At 61.3% G+C, this 14,369-nt stretch carries 12 protein-coding genes and 2 pseudogenes; 8 read left to right on the forward strand and 6 right to left on the reverse strand.

From position 1 onward, the window contains the following. Positions 1 to 122 precede the first annotated feature (122 nt). Complete coding sequence (locus J2X36_RS19360; protein WP_310352794.1) at positions 123 to 1,412, reverse strand: MFS transporter; 1,290 nt, start codon at positions 1,410 to 1,412, stop codon at positions 123 to 125. Between the two features lie 429 nt (positions 1,413 to 1,841). On the opposite strand from J2X36_RS19360, the gene J2X36_RS19365 reads away from it, so the two are divergent. From J2X36_RS19365 to J2X36_RS19375, 3 genes are all read left to right on the forward strand, one after another. Then, complete coding sequence (locus tag J2X36_RS19365; protein WP_310352796.1) at positions 1,842 to 3,017, forward strand: phage integrase central domain-containing protein; 1,176 nt, start codon at positions 1,842 to 1,844, stop codon at positions 3,015 to 3,017. Between the two features lie 25 nt (positions 3,018 to 3,042). Further along, positions 3,043 to 4,107, forward strand: coding sequence for a hypothetical protein (locus J2X36_RS19370; protein WP_310352799.1), 1,065 nt, complete (start codon positions 3,043 to 3,045; stop codon positions 4,105 to 4,107). Positions 4,108 to 4,414: 307 nt separating this feature from the next. Continuing rightward, a complete protein-coding gene (locus J2X36_RS19375) occupies positions 4,415 to 5,251 on the forward strand; it encodes a hypothetical protein (RefSeq protein WP_310352801.1) in 837 nt (278 codons plus the stop codon). Positions 5,252 to 5,344: 93 nt separating this feature from the next. Here J2X36_RS19375 and J2X36_RS19380 read toward each other — a convergent pair whose 3' ends face one another. Next, positions 5,345 to 5,896 (reverse strand): hypothetical protein, encoded by a 552-nt coding sequence (locus J2X36_RS19380; protein WP_310352804.1) that lies wholly within the window; start codon positions 5,894 to 5,896, stop codon positions 5,345 to 5,347. A gap of 458 nt (positions 5,897 to 6,354) precedes the next feature. Between J2X36_RS19380 and J2X36_RS19385 the strand changes: the two genes are divergently transcribed. Then, positions 6,355 to 7,224 (forward strand): hypothetical protein, encoded by an 870-nt coding sequence (locus tag J2X36_RS19385; RefSeq protein WP_310352805.1) that lies wholly within the window; start codon positions 6,355 to 6,357, stop codon positions 7,222 to 7,224. Between the two features lie 1,531 nt (positions 7,225 to 8,755). After that, positions 8,756 to 8,974 carry a hypothetical protein gene (locus tag J2X36_RS19390; RefSeq protein WP_310352808.1) on the forward strand — a complete coding sequence of 73 codons (219 nt, stop codon included), beginning with the start codon at positions 8,756 to 8,758 and terminating at the stop codon, positions 8,972 to 8,974. Positions 8,975 to 8,998: 24 nt separating this feature from the next. On the opposite strand, the gene J2X36_RS19395 is transcribed toward J2X36_RS19390, so the two are convergent. From J2X36_RS19395 to J2X36_RS19410, 4 genes and pseudogenes are all read right to left on the reverse strand, one after another. Beyond that, positions 8,999 to 9,205, reverse strand: coding sequence for a hypothetical protein (locus J2X36_RS19395; protein ID WP_310352810.1), 207 nt, complete (start codon positions 9,203 to 9,205; stop codon positions 8,999 to 9,001). Positions 9,206 to 9,827: 622 nt separating this feature from the next. Next, positions 9,828 to 10,562 (reverse strand): hypothetical protein, encoded by a 735-nt coding sequence (locus J2X36_RS19400; protein ID WP_310352813.1) that lies wholly within the window; start codon positions 10,560 to 10,562, stop codon positions 9,828 to 9,830. A gap of 89 nt (positions 10,563 to 10,651) precedes the next feature. Beyond that, the gene (locus J2X36_RS19405) at positions 10,652 to 11,125 is read right to left on the reverse strand and encodes a MucR family transcriptional regulator (RefSeq protein ID WP_310352815.1); all 474 of its coding nucleotides are present in this window, start codon (positions 11,123 to 11,125) and stop codon (positions 10,652 to 10,654) included. A gap of 135 nt (positions 11,126 to 11,260) precedes the next feature. Further along, positions 11,261 to 11,434, reverse strand: a pseudogene (locus tag J2X36_RS19410) (SOS response-associated peptidase); the annotation flags it as partial. Here J2X36_RS19410 and J2X36_RS19415 point away from each other — a divergent pair. From J2X36_RS19415 to J2X36_RS19425, 3 genes and pseudogenes are all read left to right on the forward strand, one after another. Then, positions 11,420 to 11,644: pseudogene (locus tag J2X36_RS19415) on the forward strand (dihydrofolate reductase family protein); the annotation flags it as partial. The pseudogenes J2X36_RS19410 and J2X36_RS19415 sit on opposite strands and share 15 nt — an antisense overlap. Positions 11,645 to 11,846: 202 nt before the next feature. Next, complete coding sequence (locus tag J2X36_RS19420; protein ID WP_310352818.1) at positions 11,847 to 12,230, forward strand: VOC family protein; 384 nt, start codon at positions 11,847 to 11,849, stop codon at positions 12,228 to 12,230. 388 nt (positions 12,231 to 12,618) lie between these two features. Beyond that, positions 12,619 to 14,241 (forward strand): FAD-dependent oxidoreductase, encoded by a 1,623-nt coding sequence (locus J2X36_RS19425; RefSeq protein ID WP_310352821.1) that lies wholly within the window; start codon positions 12,619 to 12,621, stop codon positions 14,239 to 14,241. The last annotated feature ends 128 nt before the right edge of the window (positions 14,242 to 14,369 follow it).

The raw sequence follows: 14,369 nt of genomic DNA on the forward strand, positions 1-14,369 counted from the left end.
CCTCTCGGCCTTGCCCTCCCGATGACTTGGCCGATTCCGCAAGCCTCGTGTCGGTGGGTCCGCTTGCGCACCGCCTCCCGATCCGCCTCGCTGAGCGAGGGCGCCTCGGTCGCGGACCCCGCTCATTCGGCCGGCGAGGGCTTGTCGCGGAATCCTGGGCGGACGGAGCCGACCACGAGCGTCAGTAGGCCCGCGGCGACCATGAAGCCCGCGATCGCCAGCAGCGCGAGGCCGAACTGGCCCGTCGCGTCCTTGATCCAGCCGATCATGTAGGGACCCACGAAGCCGCCGAGGCCGCCGATCGAGTTGATCAGGGCGATTCCGCCCGCGGCGGCGCTTCCGGTCAGGAGAGCGGTGGGCAGCGTCCAGAAGGTCGGCATCGCGCAGAAGACGCCGAGCGCCGCGAGGCTGAGGGCGGCCATGGAGAGGGCGGGCGAGGGCGCGTAACCCGCTGCCGCCAGGGTGAGACCACCGATGACCGCAGGAAGGGCGACGTGCCACGTGCGCTCCATCTTCGCGTCGGAGTGGCGCGTCCACAGGACCATGCCCACCGCCGAGACCGCGTAGGGGATGGCCGTGACGAACCCGGTCTGGAGCGTGCTGAGCCCGAACTCCCGGACGATCTGCGGCAGCCACAGGCCGATGCCGTAGAGCCCGGTGCTGATTCCGAAATAGACGAGGCTGAGGCCGAGCACGCGCGGATGAACCAGGGCCTGCGCGAGGCTGATCTTCCGGACCTCGACCTTCTCCCGCCGGTCGCGCGCGATCCGCTCGCTCAGCCAGCGGCGCTCCTCGGGTGCGAGCCAGCGGGCCTCCTCGGGCCGATCGGTCAGGTAGGCGAGCACGGCGAAGCCTAGAAGGAAGCTCGGAGCCGCCTCGATCAGGTAGAGCCACTGCCAGCCGGCGAGACCGTGCGATCCGTCTGTGGCGGCCATGATCCAGGCAGAGAGGGGCGAACCGATGATGGAGGAGATCGGGATGGCCATCATGAAGGTGCCGACGACCTTCCCGCGCTGCTCGGACGGGAACCAGTTCGTCAGGTAGAAGATGATGCCGGGGAAGAAGCCCGCCTCGGCAACCCCGAGCAGGAAGCGCACGAGGTAGAACGACCACTCGCCCGCCACGAAGGCGGTGCAGCCCGAGACGAGGGACCACGTGATCATGATGCGCGCGATCCAGCGGCGCGCCCCGACCTTCTCCAGGATGATGTTGCTGGGCACCTCGAACAGGAAGTAGCCGAGGAAGAAGATCCCGGCGCCGAGCCCGTAGACGGCGGCGGAGAGGCCGAGGTCCCGGTTCATCGTCAGCGCCGCGAAGCCGACATTCACCCGGTCGAGGAAGGCCGCGAAGTAGCAGAGCATCAGGAACGGAACGAGCCGCCAGAGCACTTTGCGGGATACGGTCTCGTCCATCTACGCTCACCTCTTCGCCGGGTCCTGACCATGCAGCGTCGCGCTGCCGGGCCGCGTTCCGGTAGCAGCGAAGTCGAAGCCGGCGAAGTACCGTCCACGCAGACGAGCGCTGCGTGCGGGCTGACGAGGGTTACATCCAGATCGGACCTGCCGGCCGACGGAGGACCGATCGAGGCGAGCTGAGAGATGCGTGCCGTGGCTCAAGTCTGGGAGCGACTTGAGCGAAGTGGCGGAGAGGGAGTCCGCCCGGTCGGATAGTCCAGTGAGATGCGACGGCCGCCGCTGCTGTATGAAAACAGCAGCTTCATCAGCTATATAGCGGTCGATTTAACGCGACAAGTTTGTCCGACTTCGTCCTATCAGATCCATTGACAGCCCACATTCGATGTGGGTGAAAATGTGGGTGGTCGATGTTCGACGGACACTGCGATGGGCGGCAAGGGCAAGCACCCAGACAAGGCACTTACGAATGTCCAGGTGCGCGCACTCAAGGTGCCGGGCCGCTACGCCGACGGCAACGGCCTCTACCTCGTGGTCGAGCCCTCGGGCTCAAAGCGGTGGCTGCTGCGAACCGTCGTGCAAGGCAGGCGACGTGATATAGGCTTAGGCGGAGCCGCTCTCGTCACCATCGCTGAAGCCCGCGAGAAGGCTCTCAGTTATCGGAAGCTGGCCCGCGACGGTGGCGACCCGCTAGCTGAACGGAGTCGGGCGCAGGTTGCGGTTCCAACATTCGCTGAAGCTGCGGAACAGGTGCATGCCGAGCACAAGGCGTCGTGGAAGAATGCCAAACACGCGGCTCAATGGGTCACCACCCTGAGAACCTACGCCAATCCACACCTCGGCGCGAAGCGCATCGATCAGATTGATTCGCCGGATGTTCTCCGGGTGCTCTCGCCCATATGGCTGACCAAGCCGGAAACCGCACGGCGGGTGCGCCAGCGCATCAAAACTGTGCTCGACTGGGCCAAAGCAGCCGGGCACCGCAGCGGTGATAATCCGGTTGAAGGCGTCACAAAGGGCCTGCCGAAGCAAGGAGAACGCGACGAGCATCATGCTGCGCTGCCCTACGCGAGTGTTCCAGAGTTCGTCGCGAAGCTCCGTGCTTCAGGGCAGGGCGAGCTAGCGCGACTGGCCTTCGAGTTCCTGATCCTGACCGCTGCCCGCACCAGCGAGGTGCTCGGCGCCACCTGGGCCGAGATCGATGAGACCGAGGCACTGTGGACGGTACCTGCGGCGCGGATGAAGGCCGGGCGCGAGCACCGGGTACCACTCAGCGGCCGTGCCGTTGAGGTTCTCTTGCGGGCTAAGGCCATAGCAGGGGAGGGCGCTCTGATTTTCCCCGGGCGCTCAGGCAAGCCGCTCTCGAACATGGTTTTCTTGATGGCATTGAGGCGGATGGAAATGCCCATCACCGCACATGGCTTCCGCTCCTCGTTCCGCGACTGGGCGGCCGAGCGAACGAATTTGCCTCGAGAAGTCGCGGAGATGGCTTTGGCACATGCCGTTGAAAGTAGAGTAGAGGCGGCCTATCGCCGAGGTGACCTTCTGCAAAAGCGCCGAGAACTCATGCAGATGTGGACTGATTATACGATCTATCAAACATAGCTTTGTACATCGGAGGAGATATCTCATGTCGGGGGAAGAAAAAAAGATCTTTTACATCATTGAACGAACTTTTCCTCGCTTCTCCAAAGAAATTCGTGACGCATTAGACGGTGCAATGAGTGAAAACAAAGGGCATCCAGACACGAGCGATCTCATAGTCAAGGAAACGTGGCAGCGCATTAAATGGCCACTGGAAAGTGACGGGCAGGAATGGGGAAGTCCGAAAAATCCTCCCTCTAAAGCGATGCTGGAGCAACTACGGCAAGTCATCGAGGAAGGCCAGAGCTTAGAAGAAGCATTGTGGAGAAAATCCGCTGACGATTTGCATGCGGCCTATCATGAAATTAAATCACGCGATTTGACGGCCGAGAACATTCGCCGTTCACAACGGGCTGCCGAGCTCGATCTGAATCGCTTCTTCAATGAGCCTGAAGCAACAGCTGATTTTGCAAAATGGGCTTCTTTAGCTACATGGACGGTTGCTGAAGCGGCGGCTCTATCATTCGGGAAATGCCCGAATATTGTGAATCTGGAGTCATTGTCCGCGATCGGTTCCAGGTCGTTGTTCGTCGGTGCTTTCAAGCAGAGGTTGCAGCAACTGTCGCGTGCGCTTGAGGCAGGGGACATAAAATCACCGAATCGGCCACAGCAATTCTTTAATTGGTTCGTTGCTAATGAAATTGAAATTCCACAAAGAATGAATGACGTTATACAGCAAAATAGCAAGCGTCTTATAAACTATAGATCGCTTTATGAGCAATCATGTGCTCGCGCCAGTGAGCTTGAGCAGCGTGTGCTTAAGCTGGAAGCGAGCACAACGGGCAATGATGCGGATGTCTTTGATCGCAAGAAAACATCATACAGAATAGTTCTAGGTCTTGCTATAGCTGTCTTTGGATATCGAACTGACCAGCGCAATAAAGCAGCAGCAGAGATCGAAGATGCACTTCGTTACATTGGTGAGCCCGTAGATGTTAAGGTTGGTACCATTAGGGATTTTTTGAAGGATGCGGCCAATGCACTTGAGTTCAACTGGCTTGTGCCAGAGGATAGTCTTTGGGCAGACAAAAGGGTGCCAAGAAGGCGTTGAAACCGAAATCGGTTTGACGAAGCCGAAATCGGCCTCAGCCTCGAACGGCTGTGTCAACACTGTCCTCGTTCTCGAACCGAGGAACAGCGATGAACTACATCAAAAACTTTCCAACGACAGGCTATGTGCGGCTTCCGCGCATCATCAGCCCACACGGGATTCTCCCGATAAGCAGAAGCACTTGGTACGCGGGAATAAGGCAGGGCATCTATCCTGCTCCCGTGAAGCTCGGCTCGCGAGTTTCCCTCTGGCGGGCTGAAGACCTCACCGCGCTCCTCCAAGCTATCAATGATGGAGGGGTTGGGCGATGAAAGCGACCAGAGGACGCTCGGACTCGGCTTCACACGCAGAGGGTTCACCGAGCAAGAAATCAAATTCGCTTAAAGCGAACAGGGCGGGTGCGGCGAGGGCATCAACGCAAACGCCAGCCACAACAGGACGGAAGATTCGAGTCAAGAATGTTGAGCTGACGTGCACGGAAGACGTAACTAGAGCGGTATCTGCCTCGCGAGAGACATTAATCTCTCTTCAAGCAGCATCCCGTGAAGGTTTACGGTGCGAATTAGCTAACGCATGTGGCATCGCGATCTATTTGCGCTCCAACGAGCTACAGTGGCTAGCCTTTTTGGAGCGGAACGAAATCGACTCGGCTGAAGCGCGAAAGCCACAGCAGGCCGAAGCACTTCGGTGCGTGCTAAGCTGCATCGTCCCAGGAAGGGGAAAACAACAAAAAAAGCGCGTCAGCAAGTACTTCAAGGCGCTAAATCCATTCGTCGAAGCTGAAGCGGATATCAATGAAATTCCGCAATTGATCAAGGATGCGGGCGGCATTGAGCGACTCGCGCGCAAAGAGGCAAAGAAGAAAGGCAAGACAAAAACGCTCAAGCATGCCGCAGAGCCTATTCCCGACGAGACGGAGTCTGTTTTCTTCAAATATCAACCCAGCGCGGACTTTCTTGCCGATTTGCGGGATGATATCGACTACAGAGAGCCAGGGCACATTCTCGAAATTAGCTTGACTGAGAAACAACTGGGCCGCATCATGGGTATCGAGCCCGGTCAAAAAGCAAGAGTTACCTTTGTTCGGATTGCAGAGCGAGGGTCATGGAAGAAATATTCGGCAACGAAAATCCGCTTGTTATAAGGCGACCTTATTTGCCGGGTTCAAGCCTTGTAGAAGAAGGTCAGTCGGGCGCTGGAGCGCCCGACTTTGCTCGCAGCGTCAAACCAGCACCTTTCATAGTAGCTCAGAACGCGTTTTCGGAAGAATGAGCACATCCGCAAAGGTCGAACGCCCAGTCTTGATCGATTTCAAAGCGTAGCCAGCAACATTTCCGGCATCTTCCGTGATGGGACGTATATGTACCCGTGCGAGTGGAGTCTCTGGCCGAACATAGAGGGATGGATCTTCGTCAAAGTGGTCATCGATGCTCGTCTGCATGCGTGTGCCTGGGTGGAAAAGACTAACGCTGTTCACATGTAAGCCCTCGTTTAGGTGTTGAAACGAGACGTTGTCTCGCTCCCGCTTGTAGATGGGGTAGTCGGGGCACGCGATCCAAATTGGCAGTTTCCTGTGAGCATGTCTGCCGCTAGGGTTGCGAACGATGCGAGTTGCAAGGGTAGCATACACCCGTTCAACCTCTCTCATCATGATCGCCAAGCTGGCAGTCTGGGACTTGTTCAGTTCCTTGAACATGAAGTTCATGAAGTATGGCGTCATACCCATATCGCTCACTAACTCGTCCACCCATTGCTGGTAGTGATGCATGGTGCGCTTATTGTTGGTCATTGTCTGCTAGCTCGCTGTTAATGTCTAACACGCATGACTCGCCATATGCACTCGGCGATCCCGCTGAGCACATTGGTTCCGATGTGGGCAGTGTCTACTACGCTGGCACATCCAGTCGCCTCGACTTAACTGCGGTTGTAATTGGCTTTTACGAGGCGCAGCTGGGCGGCTCTGTCGGAGCTTGGTAGCTCGCGCCAAAGCATTAAGGCCGCACACGGGCGCTTGACCCCTCTATTACTGGCTTTGCTATGCCCGACGTTTGGTAACCGAGCGGGGCGTGGCCATGTTAGGGGAGCGTGCTGAGAAGCTTGCGCGTGCCTTAAACGTTGTGCGCCTCGTGCTCGAGCTTGCGCCGACGTCTCTTCTGCAGGCTGCGGAGGGGCGCTTGGAGGAACGGAGTAACAGCGGGCTTAGCCCGTCGGGAAGCAGCGCCAATTTTCGACTGGAGTATGCGCCTTGTGGGCCTGCAGGGCATCTCAGATGCGATCGCCTTCGCCTACGTCGAACAGCACGGCAGCGTGACATGGGCTGACATCGAGGCCGCACTCGAGGAGCAGCCCTCCTGTCCGCGCCTGACGAGCTACTGGCACTTCGATGCCTGCGCCTACCGGAAGGGCAACCAGACCTGCTCTGAACCCCTTCATCTGCCGCTTTGCCCCTTACCGCGACACACGCTGCGGAAGGGAACCCTCAACCAAGCCGCCTACAGCCTCTACCTGTTCCTGCGCGACGTCTCCGACGGCGACATCGTCGGCTGGATCGATCATCGCCTTCGCGAGGCTGACCCCGGCCCGGACGTGACTCACCGCGGCGCGGTTATGCGAGCCGCCCTCCTTGAGCCACTGAGCAACGTGCGCGGCACCGGCCCGAAGCTCTGGTCGATGATTCTTGCGGATCTGCTGCTTGGCGCTGACTTGAGCCGTGAACGCTGGGTCACAACCGGCGCCTGGATGATCGCGATCGACACCCTGGTTCACAACTTTCTGCACCGCACCGGCATCCTACGACGCTGCGGGGCAGAGCACCCTTACGGCGCTCGCTGCTACGGCCCTGATGGCTGCATGAGCGTCATCGAGATGCTGGCCCAGCACATCGATGCTCGCGCCTTCAACCCGGCTTTTCCAGCGGTCTTCCCGCGGTTCGTGCAGTTCGCGATCTGGCATTTCTGCGCCGAGGGTGGCTTGGGCATCTGCAACGGCAACCAAATTGACGATTGGCATCGCTGCGAGAACACCATCTGTCCCGCTTACGACACCTGCGATCGCGTCAGCCTTGCAGAAAAGTGGGGCGCAGGAAGTCGGAAGCGGGCGATGCGGCAGGGGCAGTAGCTCCGGTAGCTGTAAGCGTCAGGCGGATAGGCACCTTGCGGCCGAATTCTGGCGCTGGATACCTCCTCGCTGGAGTGAGCCCCTGCTGGTGGGCACGGTCAGGCACCGGCGTGCGGCTGGAGCCCTCGGTTCGGGAAGCACAACTGAGCGATCGGCGCCTTGGTCGCGCAGGGCCGCCGTGGCATAGCTGCGCCGATGAAGACCAAGAGCCCTAGCGTGTGCGAGGTGAAGGCGGATGGTGCATGGAAGGTCGCAACGCTCGCTGAGGCGCACAGCACCTACCGGATGGCGCCTCGGCGGTGCCCAGCCTGCCACGGACCGGTGAACGTGTACGGCGCCTACACGGGCGACCGGCGCCTGACCCTTGGTCATCGCAAGCGGCACAGTGGGTGTCCGCTGACACCGAAGCTGTACTCGGGCACCCCGACGCCGCATCCGAACGCCCTGGCATGATCTGCACAGCCCGCACCGAGCACCTGAAAGCGAAGGGCTATCTGACGTGAGCGGCCACTAGCTTACGGCTCGCGCGGTTTGCGGCCTGACCCATTTGCGTCTCGCGGCATCACTCGAAGGGTCCCTGCATCGCGACGAGGATCGCCCCCCACGCCCCCGCGGACATGACCGCAGCTAGGCTCAAGGCGACGAGGACGGTGGGCAAACGAGGCATGGCGCGGGCCTTCCAGGTCGGTCTTTAGCTCGTCGTCGCGTCCAGCGGCCGACCTCCGCACGTCCCTGATCTCTCGCCAAGCGAGAACCAAGAACCGGCACCAGATGTCCAGGCGCCGGATCACGCGTCTGAGGCCCGTTGCGTCGGTGTCGCTGACGAGGGACATCCTGTACCAACGCCGGATGCCGGGTGCCGTCCTCTCGGATTATGCGGTGGTCAGGAATGGTACTCGGCCGGCCTCGTCTTCCTCAAGGACAATGGCGGCAGGCCCGGAGGTTGAGGGAGGCGGACACCGGATTGAACAACCGGCCCCACCGCCGGTTGGTCGAGCAGCATGGCACCCTCATGAACTTCAGCCCGCCCGGTCCGCCGCGGCGTGCTTTTCCTTCGCCGGCGCAGCCGAGTAGCCGATGTTGCGCCACATCCGGCCCGCGCCAGGACCGGCCGCGGTCTAGGCTCGCCTTTCCGGCAAGGTCGGAAGCTCCTGCATCTTGGATTTTGTATTAAGATTCAGCGCTAGTATTTACTGATAGTACGCTGCCAATGGTTGCCCTATGCTGGTCACATCCACTGTAGGGGGTGCATATGCGCGCAGCCGCAATGCTGGCATTGGCCTTCGCCCTGGCAACTGGCGCTTTCTGGGCCACGATGCTCACGACACCTCCCAAGTCGGTGGCGAGAGGGCAGATCATACCGGCGATTCACATTCCCTTCGTGGTTGAGTCGAAGGATCCCTACCGCTACGACGCGGACGAGGGTGACGTCTTCTAGGCGGATTCATCGCTGCGTACCTCTGCAACTGCTGGCCGATACGGAACTCCAGCTTGCCTCCGCAACGATGTTGGGTCCGCTCCGTTGGCTCTCATGGCTACGATCGCTGTCATGATTGCCACGCCGCGTGGACGTCGCCTTCTGGCTACCAAGTCAGAGCGGGAAGCCGCGCTCTCAGCTGAGTCAGTCCTGCGCAGCCTCGATCGCCTTGCACTGCCAACGGCGATCTGGGTCCAGTGCGCGGATCTCGGTATCACTCTGCGGCTCACGCGCTATCTGACCGAGCTTCAGGAGGAGATCATCAGCGCCTAAGCAGTCGGCCGGTAGCAGCACCTCTCAGCGACGGCTCATGCCCGGCCCAGGCTTGCTGTCGCGCTCAGCCGCTTCCAGGGCGGCCTCTCGAGCCTTCTCCTCACTCCGGTAGGCACGATCCGAGCGCTCGATCAGCTTGCCGCTTCGACGAAGGAGCCAGCCGAACTGGCCCTCTGGCTTTGGCAGAGGCTCAACCTCGATGCTGTACGGATGCGGAACGTCGCTGCTCATGGACTACGCTATGCCATGGCCAACAAAGGTGACCAACACGCCGCCGGCCGGCGCTGTGCCGATCTCAGCTCCCGCCACGACCATCAACCACGCGACGCTCGCGGTAGTCGCTGTCCTGATCCACGTCCTGCCGTTGCTCGCACTCATTCAACTCGGAGCCGTCAGCGGCGCCCTCATCAATGCCGAGCGGCCGACGCAGCCCAGACGGTTGAAGCTGACCCCTCGTCAGAAGCTTGAACTCTCAGCCGTGACGTCGCGTTTCTCTCGCGTTCACCTGAACCGCCTCCACTTCTCTGAAGATTCGTCCGATGATGCGCCCCACGCTCGCCAGCCTCGCCGCCCTGCTTGTTCTGGCCGCGTCGGGTCCCGCCTTAGCGCAGCCGTCCGACGGCGCGTCTTCGTCACGCGCGGCGGGTGCGAACGACAGTGCGAAGAGCGAGTTGCGGAGGAGCGGCGAGATCACAGGCGCGGCTCAGCCGACCGCGGAACCTACCGCAGCCGGCAGAGAGATCCCCGGCTCCGGCAAACCGGCTGATCCTAATGAGCGCGCGCCTCAGGATCCGGGCGGCCCCGCGGAGCAGTGAGCCGTCCTCCGGCGTAAGAGCTCGCGGTCATGCAGTGCTCAACCGTCGGCCGCCGCATCAGGGGCGATCCCCCGCTTGACACGAGCCCGCTCTCCCGCCTCGTCCTGACATTTCGAAACGTGAACGGAGCGGTTGATCACCTGCAGGTTCGGCGCGCCCCAGAACGCCAGCAGGCTCGGCCAGGATGCGCCGCGATGCTCGCGCCAGACGCGGTACAAAGGCAGGCGGTGATCGACCTCGGCCGTACGCAGCAAGCGCTTGCCCGAGACAGCACACCGGTGTCGCTGACGGCTCTTTAGCGCCTTCATCTGATCACTCGGCGCAAGCCAGAGCTTCCAGGCTGCCACACACGCGGAATGCCAGCTCGCATTCTTGTTCGGGATCCCGGCGCCCCAGAGATCCGTGTGCCAGCCGAAGCGGTAGACCGGCTGGCCGCAGACGCAGCAGTGACCGCGTCCGAGCGCGTGGTTGGGCTCGCGGTAGGGAGCTGGTGGTGTTCGAAAGCCGGCCTGCAGATCTCTGCCGGTGTCCGGGCCGAGTTGCCACGTCCAGCCGTCCGGCGTGCCGGAACGGGCGGCCAGGGCGCGGGCCAGGCAATCGGCACGAAGGATGTGACTACGCCAGTAGCTCTCGACGGCGAGACGAGGCGTGGGCGGGATCAGCGGGCGCGACAGCGCGTGCTGAAGCACGGGAGCGGGAAAGGTTGGGGGCAGAGCACGTTCAAGCCGCAGCCGAGCCTGCAAGTTGCGCGTCGCGCGCCAATCCGAAGCCATCGGGGCGCTGTAAGCATCGGTGCTCAGCAGGGCAACTGGCAGCTCTGCCGAGCATTGAGTCCGCTCGCACTGGACGAGCAGATACGGTTTCAGGCCGCCTTGCGACGCCCGCGGCCTTTCGGAGCCTCGACGGTCTCCGTCGCACGTCCGCCCGGGCGGCCGAGGCCAATGGACTTGGCGAGTTCCGAGCGCTGCGCGGCGTAGCTGGCTGCCACCATCGGGTAGTCGTTGGGCAGGCCGTAGCGCTGGCGGTAGGCATGCGGATCAAGCCCCTGAGTGGTCAGGTGCCGCTTCAGGGTCTTGTAGGGCTTGCCATCGATGAAGCTGATCAGCGCATCGGGCGTGATCGACTTGCGGATCTGCGAAGGCGTGGCCTTCTCCACCTCTTCCTCAGCATTGGGCTGAGCTGCGCTGCTGGCGAGGCCGTTCAGGGCCGCGTGAACGTTCGCGATCAATGCCGGCAGCTCAGCTACTGGCAGAGAGTTGTTGGTCACGTAGGCCGAGACGATGTCGGCCGCGAGCTCAACGAAGTCGGGGCTCTGCCCCTGGATCTCTTCTGTCACGGTGTCAGTCCGAAATTTATGCGCCCCTCGAGCGCCGAAGATCATCTTCCCGCCAAGAAGATCAAGGGCATGACCCAAGAAAATAAGGGGAAAAGTCATTTTGTGAGGGCAAAGCTCTAACTAAAGTTTGGGCTGTTAGCCTTCATCCCTGCAGTTGCTACGCGCGACGACCCTCATCATCTCATTAGGCAATGGTCGTTGCAGCTTCAGCGCTTCCTCAGTCGGTGCCTGGAGCCAGGTGCGCCACTCCTCCTCGGTGGTCAGCTGCACCGGCATCGCCTTCGGATGCACACCAAGGCCGCCGCCGGCGATCTGGACGTCAAGATCGGCGGCGGTGTGTCGACGGTTCGCCAGTATCTGCTTGCGGGCGCGATCGACGAATTGCACTTGGCGGTGTCGCCCATTGTTCTGGGCCGGGGCGAGCACCTGTTTGCGGGTATCGATCTGCTGGGCCTCGGCTATCGGGTGACGGAGACGGTCCCAACGGAGCTTGCGACCCACATCGTGCTGACGCACTGACTGCCGGAATCGAACCCGGCACGGCCTCAGCGTCCGAAGCCGACCCCGATACGGAATTTAGAAACACACGCTGCCGGCGAAGGCCCGGGTGGCTGTGGGAAGCCGACGTATGCTGGAAGGCGAGGTTCTGGCCGGATCGCGGCCTTATGCGCGTTCAGCCCCGTAAAGACCGGTCAACATACAAGCGAAGGGAATAGCTGAGATGAAGGTAACTGTTTCCATCGACGTCCCGTCGATCGAAGAGGGTCTGAAGTTTTTTGGTGGTGCCTTTGGTTTCGTCGAGACATCCCGGCCTCACGCCGGCTACGCCATGTTGACCTCGGGCGATGTGACGATCGGGCTTCTCGCGAAACCTGCTGGATCATCACCGGCGCCAGGAAGCAACGACCTTCGCCGATATGAGCGCCATTGGACACCCGTTCACGTCGATTTTCGTGTCGATGACTTCGAAGGGACGCTCGAACGCGCCTTGGCCAATGGCGCAAGGTCAGAACAGGTCCACCGCGTGCCGGGCTTTCCACCCGTTGCGTTCTGCAGCGATCCTTTCGGGCATGGGTTCTGCATTGTTGGCGTGAACAAGCTCTAGAGACCCAGTCGATCAATTCAAAGCACCGATGGCGTTGCGCGAAGCTCGGTCAGGAGGTCTTCGATAGCTCGCAAGACCCGTTGCGAATCGGATTTCTGACTGTCGCTTGTGATCCAATCTGTGCCGATATTCGCTTCGGAGGTACCAGCTGGGCGGGCTGTATGGTCGAAACGGCCGCATATCGGCCGGGCCGCGGCCAAGGCGATGATCGGCACGGCGGATCTCTGCATTTGGCCAAGGTTGACCGGGACGGCACCTCGTTGCAGGCAGTTGAACGCCTGCCCGTATCGGTCGTGCGGCCAACGACCTGCGAGGTCGCGCGCCTTGTCTGCCGAAGACTGGCGTTCGATGCTACGCCGCACCGGCCATGTTGCGAAGGGGGCGAAATATGGAAGCGATTGGCCGTGATCTGCGCGAGATGCAGCGCGTTCCCCTTGCAGCATCGCATGTCGCCGCGCTTCAAGCCGTGGGGACCGAGCGTCATTATCCGGCCGGAACGTTTCTCGCTCGCGCCGGCGAGCCGGCCGACCGCTTCGTCTACGTCAAAGAAGGCGAGGTCGAAGTGGTGAATCCATTCACGGATGAGCGCCATCTTCCTTCTACTCTTGGGCCAACGCAGTTTATGGGAGAGATCTCGCTGTTAAACGGCGGCAGCTGGTCAATGCCCATGCGGGCGGTCAAAGATACCAACGTGATCGAAGTGCCGCGCTCGGAGATGCTGCGGCTGATGTCCGAAATCCCCGAAATGTCTGACATCGTCATAACGGTACTCGCGGCACGGCGGCGCCGGCAGCTCGACTCGCATGACGGCACGTTGGTTCTGATCGGCGAGGATGAGGATCGGGCGGTTCGGCGGATCGCAGAGTTCGCAAGCCGCAACCGGCTTCCCTATCGGTCCTATGCGTCAGGCAGCCCGGAGGCGGAGGCCGTGGCGAAAAGCTGCTCGATTTCGTCTGACCGGCCGGCCGTGATCTTCGGCCGGGATATCGTCGTGACGGATCCGACGCCCGACAAGATCGCGCAGTTGCTCGGCCTGAACTACCACCTCGTCGACGATGAGGCATTCGACGTGCTCATCGTCGGCGGTGGCCCAGCCGGCGTGGCGGCGGGCGTCTACGCGGGAGCGGAGGGTCTCCGCGCGTTGGTGGTGGAGGACGTCGCGATCGGCGGCCAAGCCGGCACCTCGAGCCGGATCGAGAACTACATGGGATTTCCCACTGGGATCTCCGGTGCCGATCTCGTCTGGCGAGGCGAGGTCCAGGCAATGAAGTTCGGTACGCGGTTCGCGATGCCGCGGCGGGTGGTAAAGCTGGAGCGGCTCGAAGACGGCGCGTTCTGCGCGACGTTCGAGAACGATCAGCGCGTTCAAGGGCGAGCCGTCGTCGTCGCGACCGGCGTCCAGTACCGGCGCCTCCCGATCGAACGCCTCGAGGCGTTCGAGGGCGCGGGCGTCTATTATGCTGCGACGGAGATCGAGGCTCGCTACTGCAAGAATGCCGAGGCCGTGATCATCGGTGGCGGCAACTCAGCGGGCCAGGCGGCGATGTTTCTCAGCCGTTCAGCCCGGCATGTCCGCCTTCTGGTGCGCGGGCAGTCGCTCGCCACCTCAATGTCGAGGTACCTGTCGAGCCGTCTGGAGGCAGACCCAGCAATCACGATCGAATATGGTGCTGAAGTCAGCGCGCTCCACGGCGATGATCACCTCGATGCAGTGACGATCCGCAATCTGGTCGATGGGGCGACACGCACGATTTCGACATGCGCCGTGTTCGTCATGGTGGGAGCCGCCCCCAATACTGGCTGGCTCTCGGGTCTGGCCAAGCTCGACGACCATGGCTTCGTGCTGACTGGAGAAGCAATCAACGCAAGCTCGCCCTATGCCACGTCGCAGCCGGGAATCTTCGCGGTCGGCGACGTACGCGCCAGCTCCGTCAAGCGTGTGGCATCTTCAGTGGGCGAAGGATCGGTGGTCATCTCGAAGGTGTGGGAACATGTCCGAAACCAAGAGTAATTCTCGAAATGACTTACAGCCGGAAAAGCTTGAAGCGTACAGGTCAACGATCGGCCGATCCAGGCAGCCCTCAATGGCTGATTGGTGTTTGCCAAGAGCGCCCGGGGCTCAGAAGCCCCTGAAGGCAG

It is taken from the genome of Methylobacterium sp. BE186, from assembly GCF_031457035.1.
GTDB lineage: Bacteria > Pseudomonadota > Alphaproteobacteria > Rhizobiales > Beijerinckiaceae > Methylobacterium > Methylobacterium segetis.

Bases quoted from the DNA above. Each gene is read 5' to 3' on its own strand.
- J2X36_RS19395 (WP_310352810.1), bottom strand. From the start codon at position 9,205: ATGAGCAGCGACGTTCCGCATCCGTACAGCATCGAGGTTGAGCCTCTG.
- J2X36_RS19400 (WP_310352813.1), bottom strand. From the start codon at position 10,562: ATGGCTTCGGATTGGCGCGCGACGCGCAACTTGCAGGCTCGGCTGCGG.
- J2X36_RS19425 (WP_310352821.1), top strand. From the start codon at position 12,619: ATGGAAGCGATTGGCCGTGATCTGCGCGAGATGCAGCGCGTTCCCCTT.
- J2X36_RS19380 (WP_310352804.1), bottom strand. From the start codon at position 5,896: ATGACCAACAATAAGCGCACCATGCATCACTACCAGCAATGGGTGGAC.
- J2X36_RS19390 (WP_310352808.1), top strand. From the start codon at position 8,756: ATGGCTACGATCGCTGTCATGATTGCCACGCCGCGTGGACGTCGCCTT.
- J2X36_RS19420 (WP_310352818.1), top strand. From the start codon at position 11,847: ATGAAGGTAACTGTTTCCATCGACGTCCCGTCGATCGAAGAGGGTCTG.
- J2X36_RS19370 (WP_310352799.1), top strand. From the start codon at position 3,043: ATGTCGGGGGAAGAAAAAAAGATCTTTTACATCATTGAACGAACTTTT.
- J2X36_RS19360 (WP_310352794.1), bottom strand. From the start codon at position 1,412: ATGGACGAGACCGTATCCCGCAAAGTGCTCTGGCGGCTCGTTCCGTTC.
- J2X36_RS19375 (WP_310352801.1), top strand. From the start codon at position 4,415: ATGAAAGCGACCAGAGGACGCTCGGACTCGGCTTCACACGCAGAGGGT.
- J2X36_RS19365 (WP_310352796.1), top strand. From the start codon at position 1,842: ATGGGCGGCAAGGGCAAGCACCCAGACAAGGCACTTACGAATGTCCAG.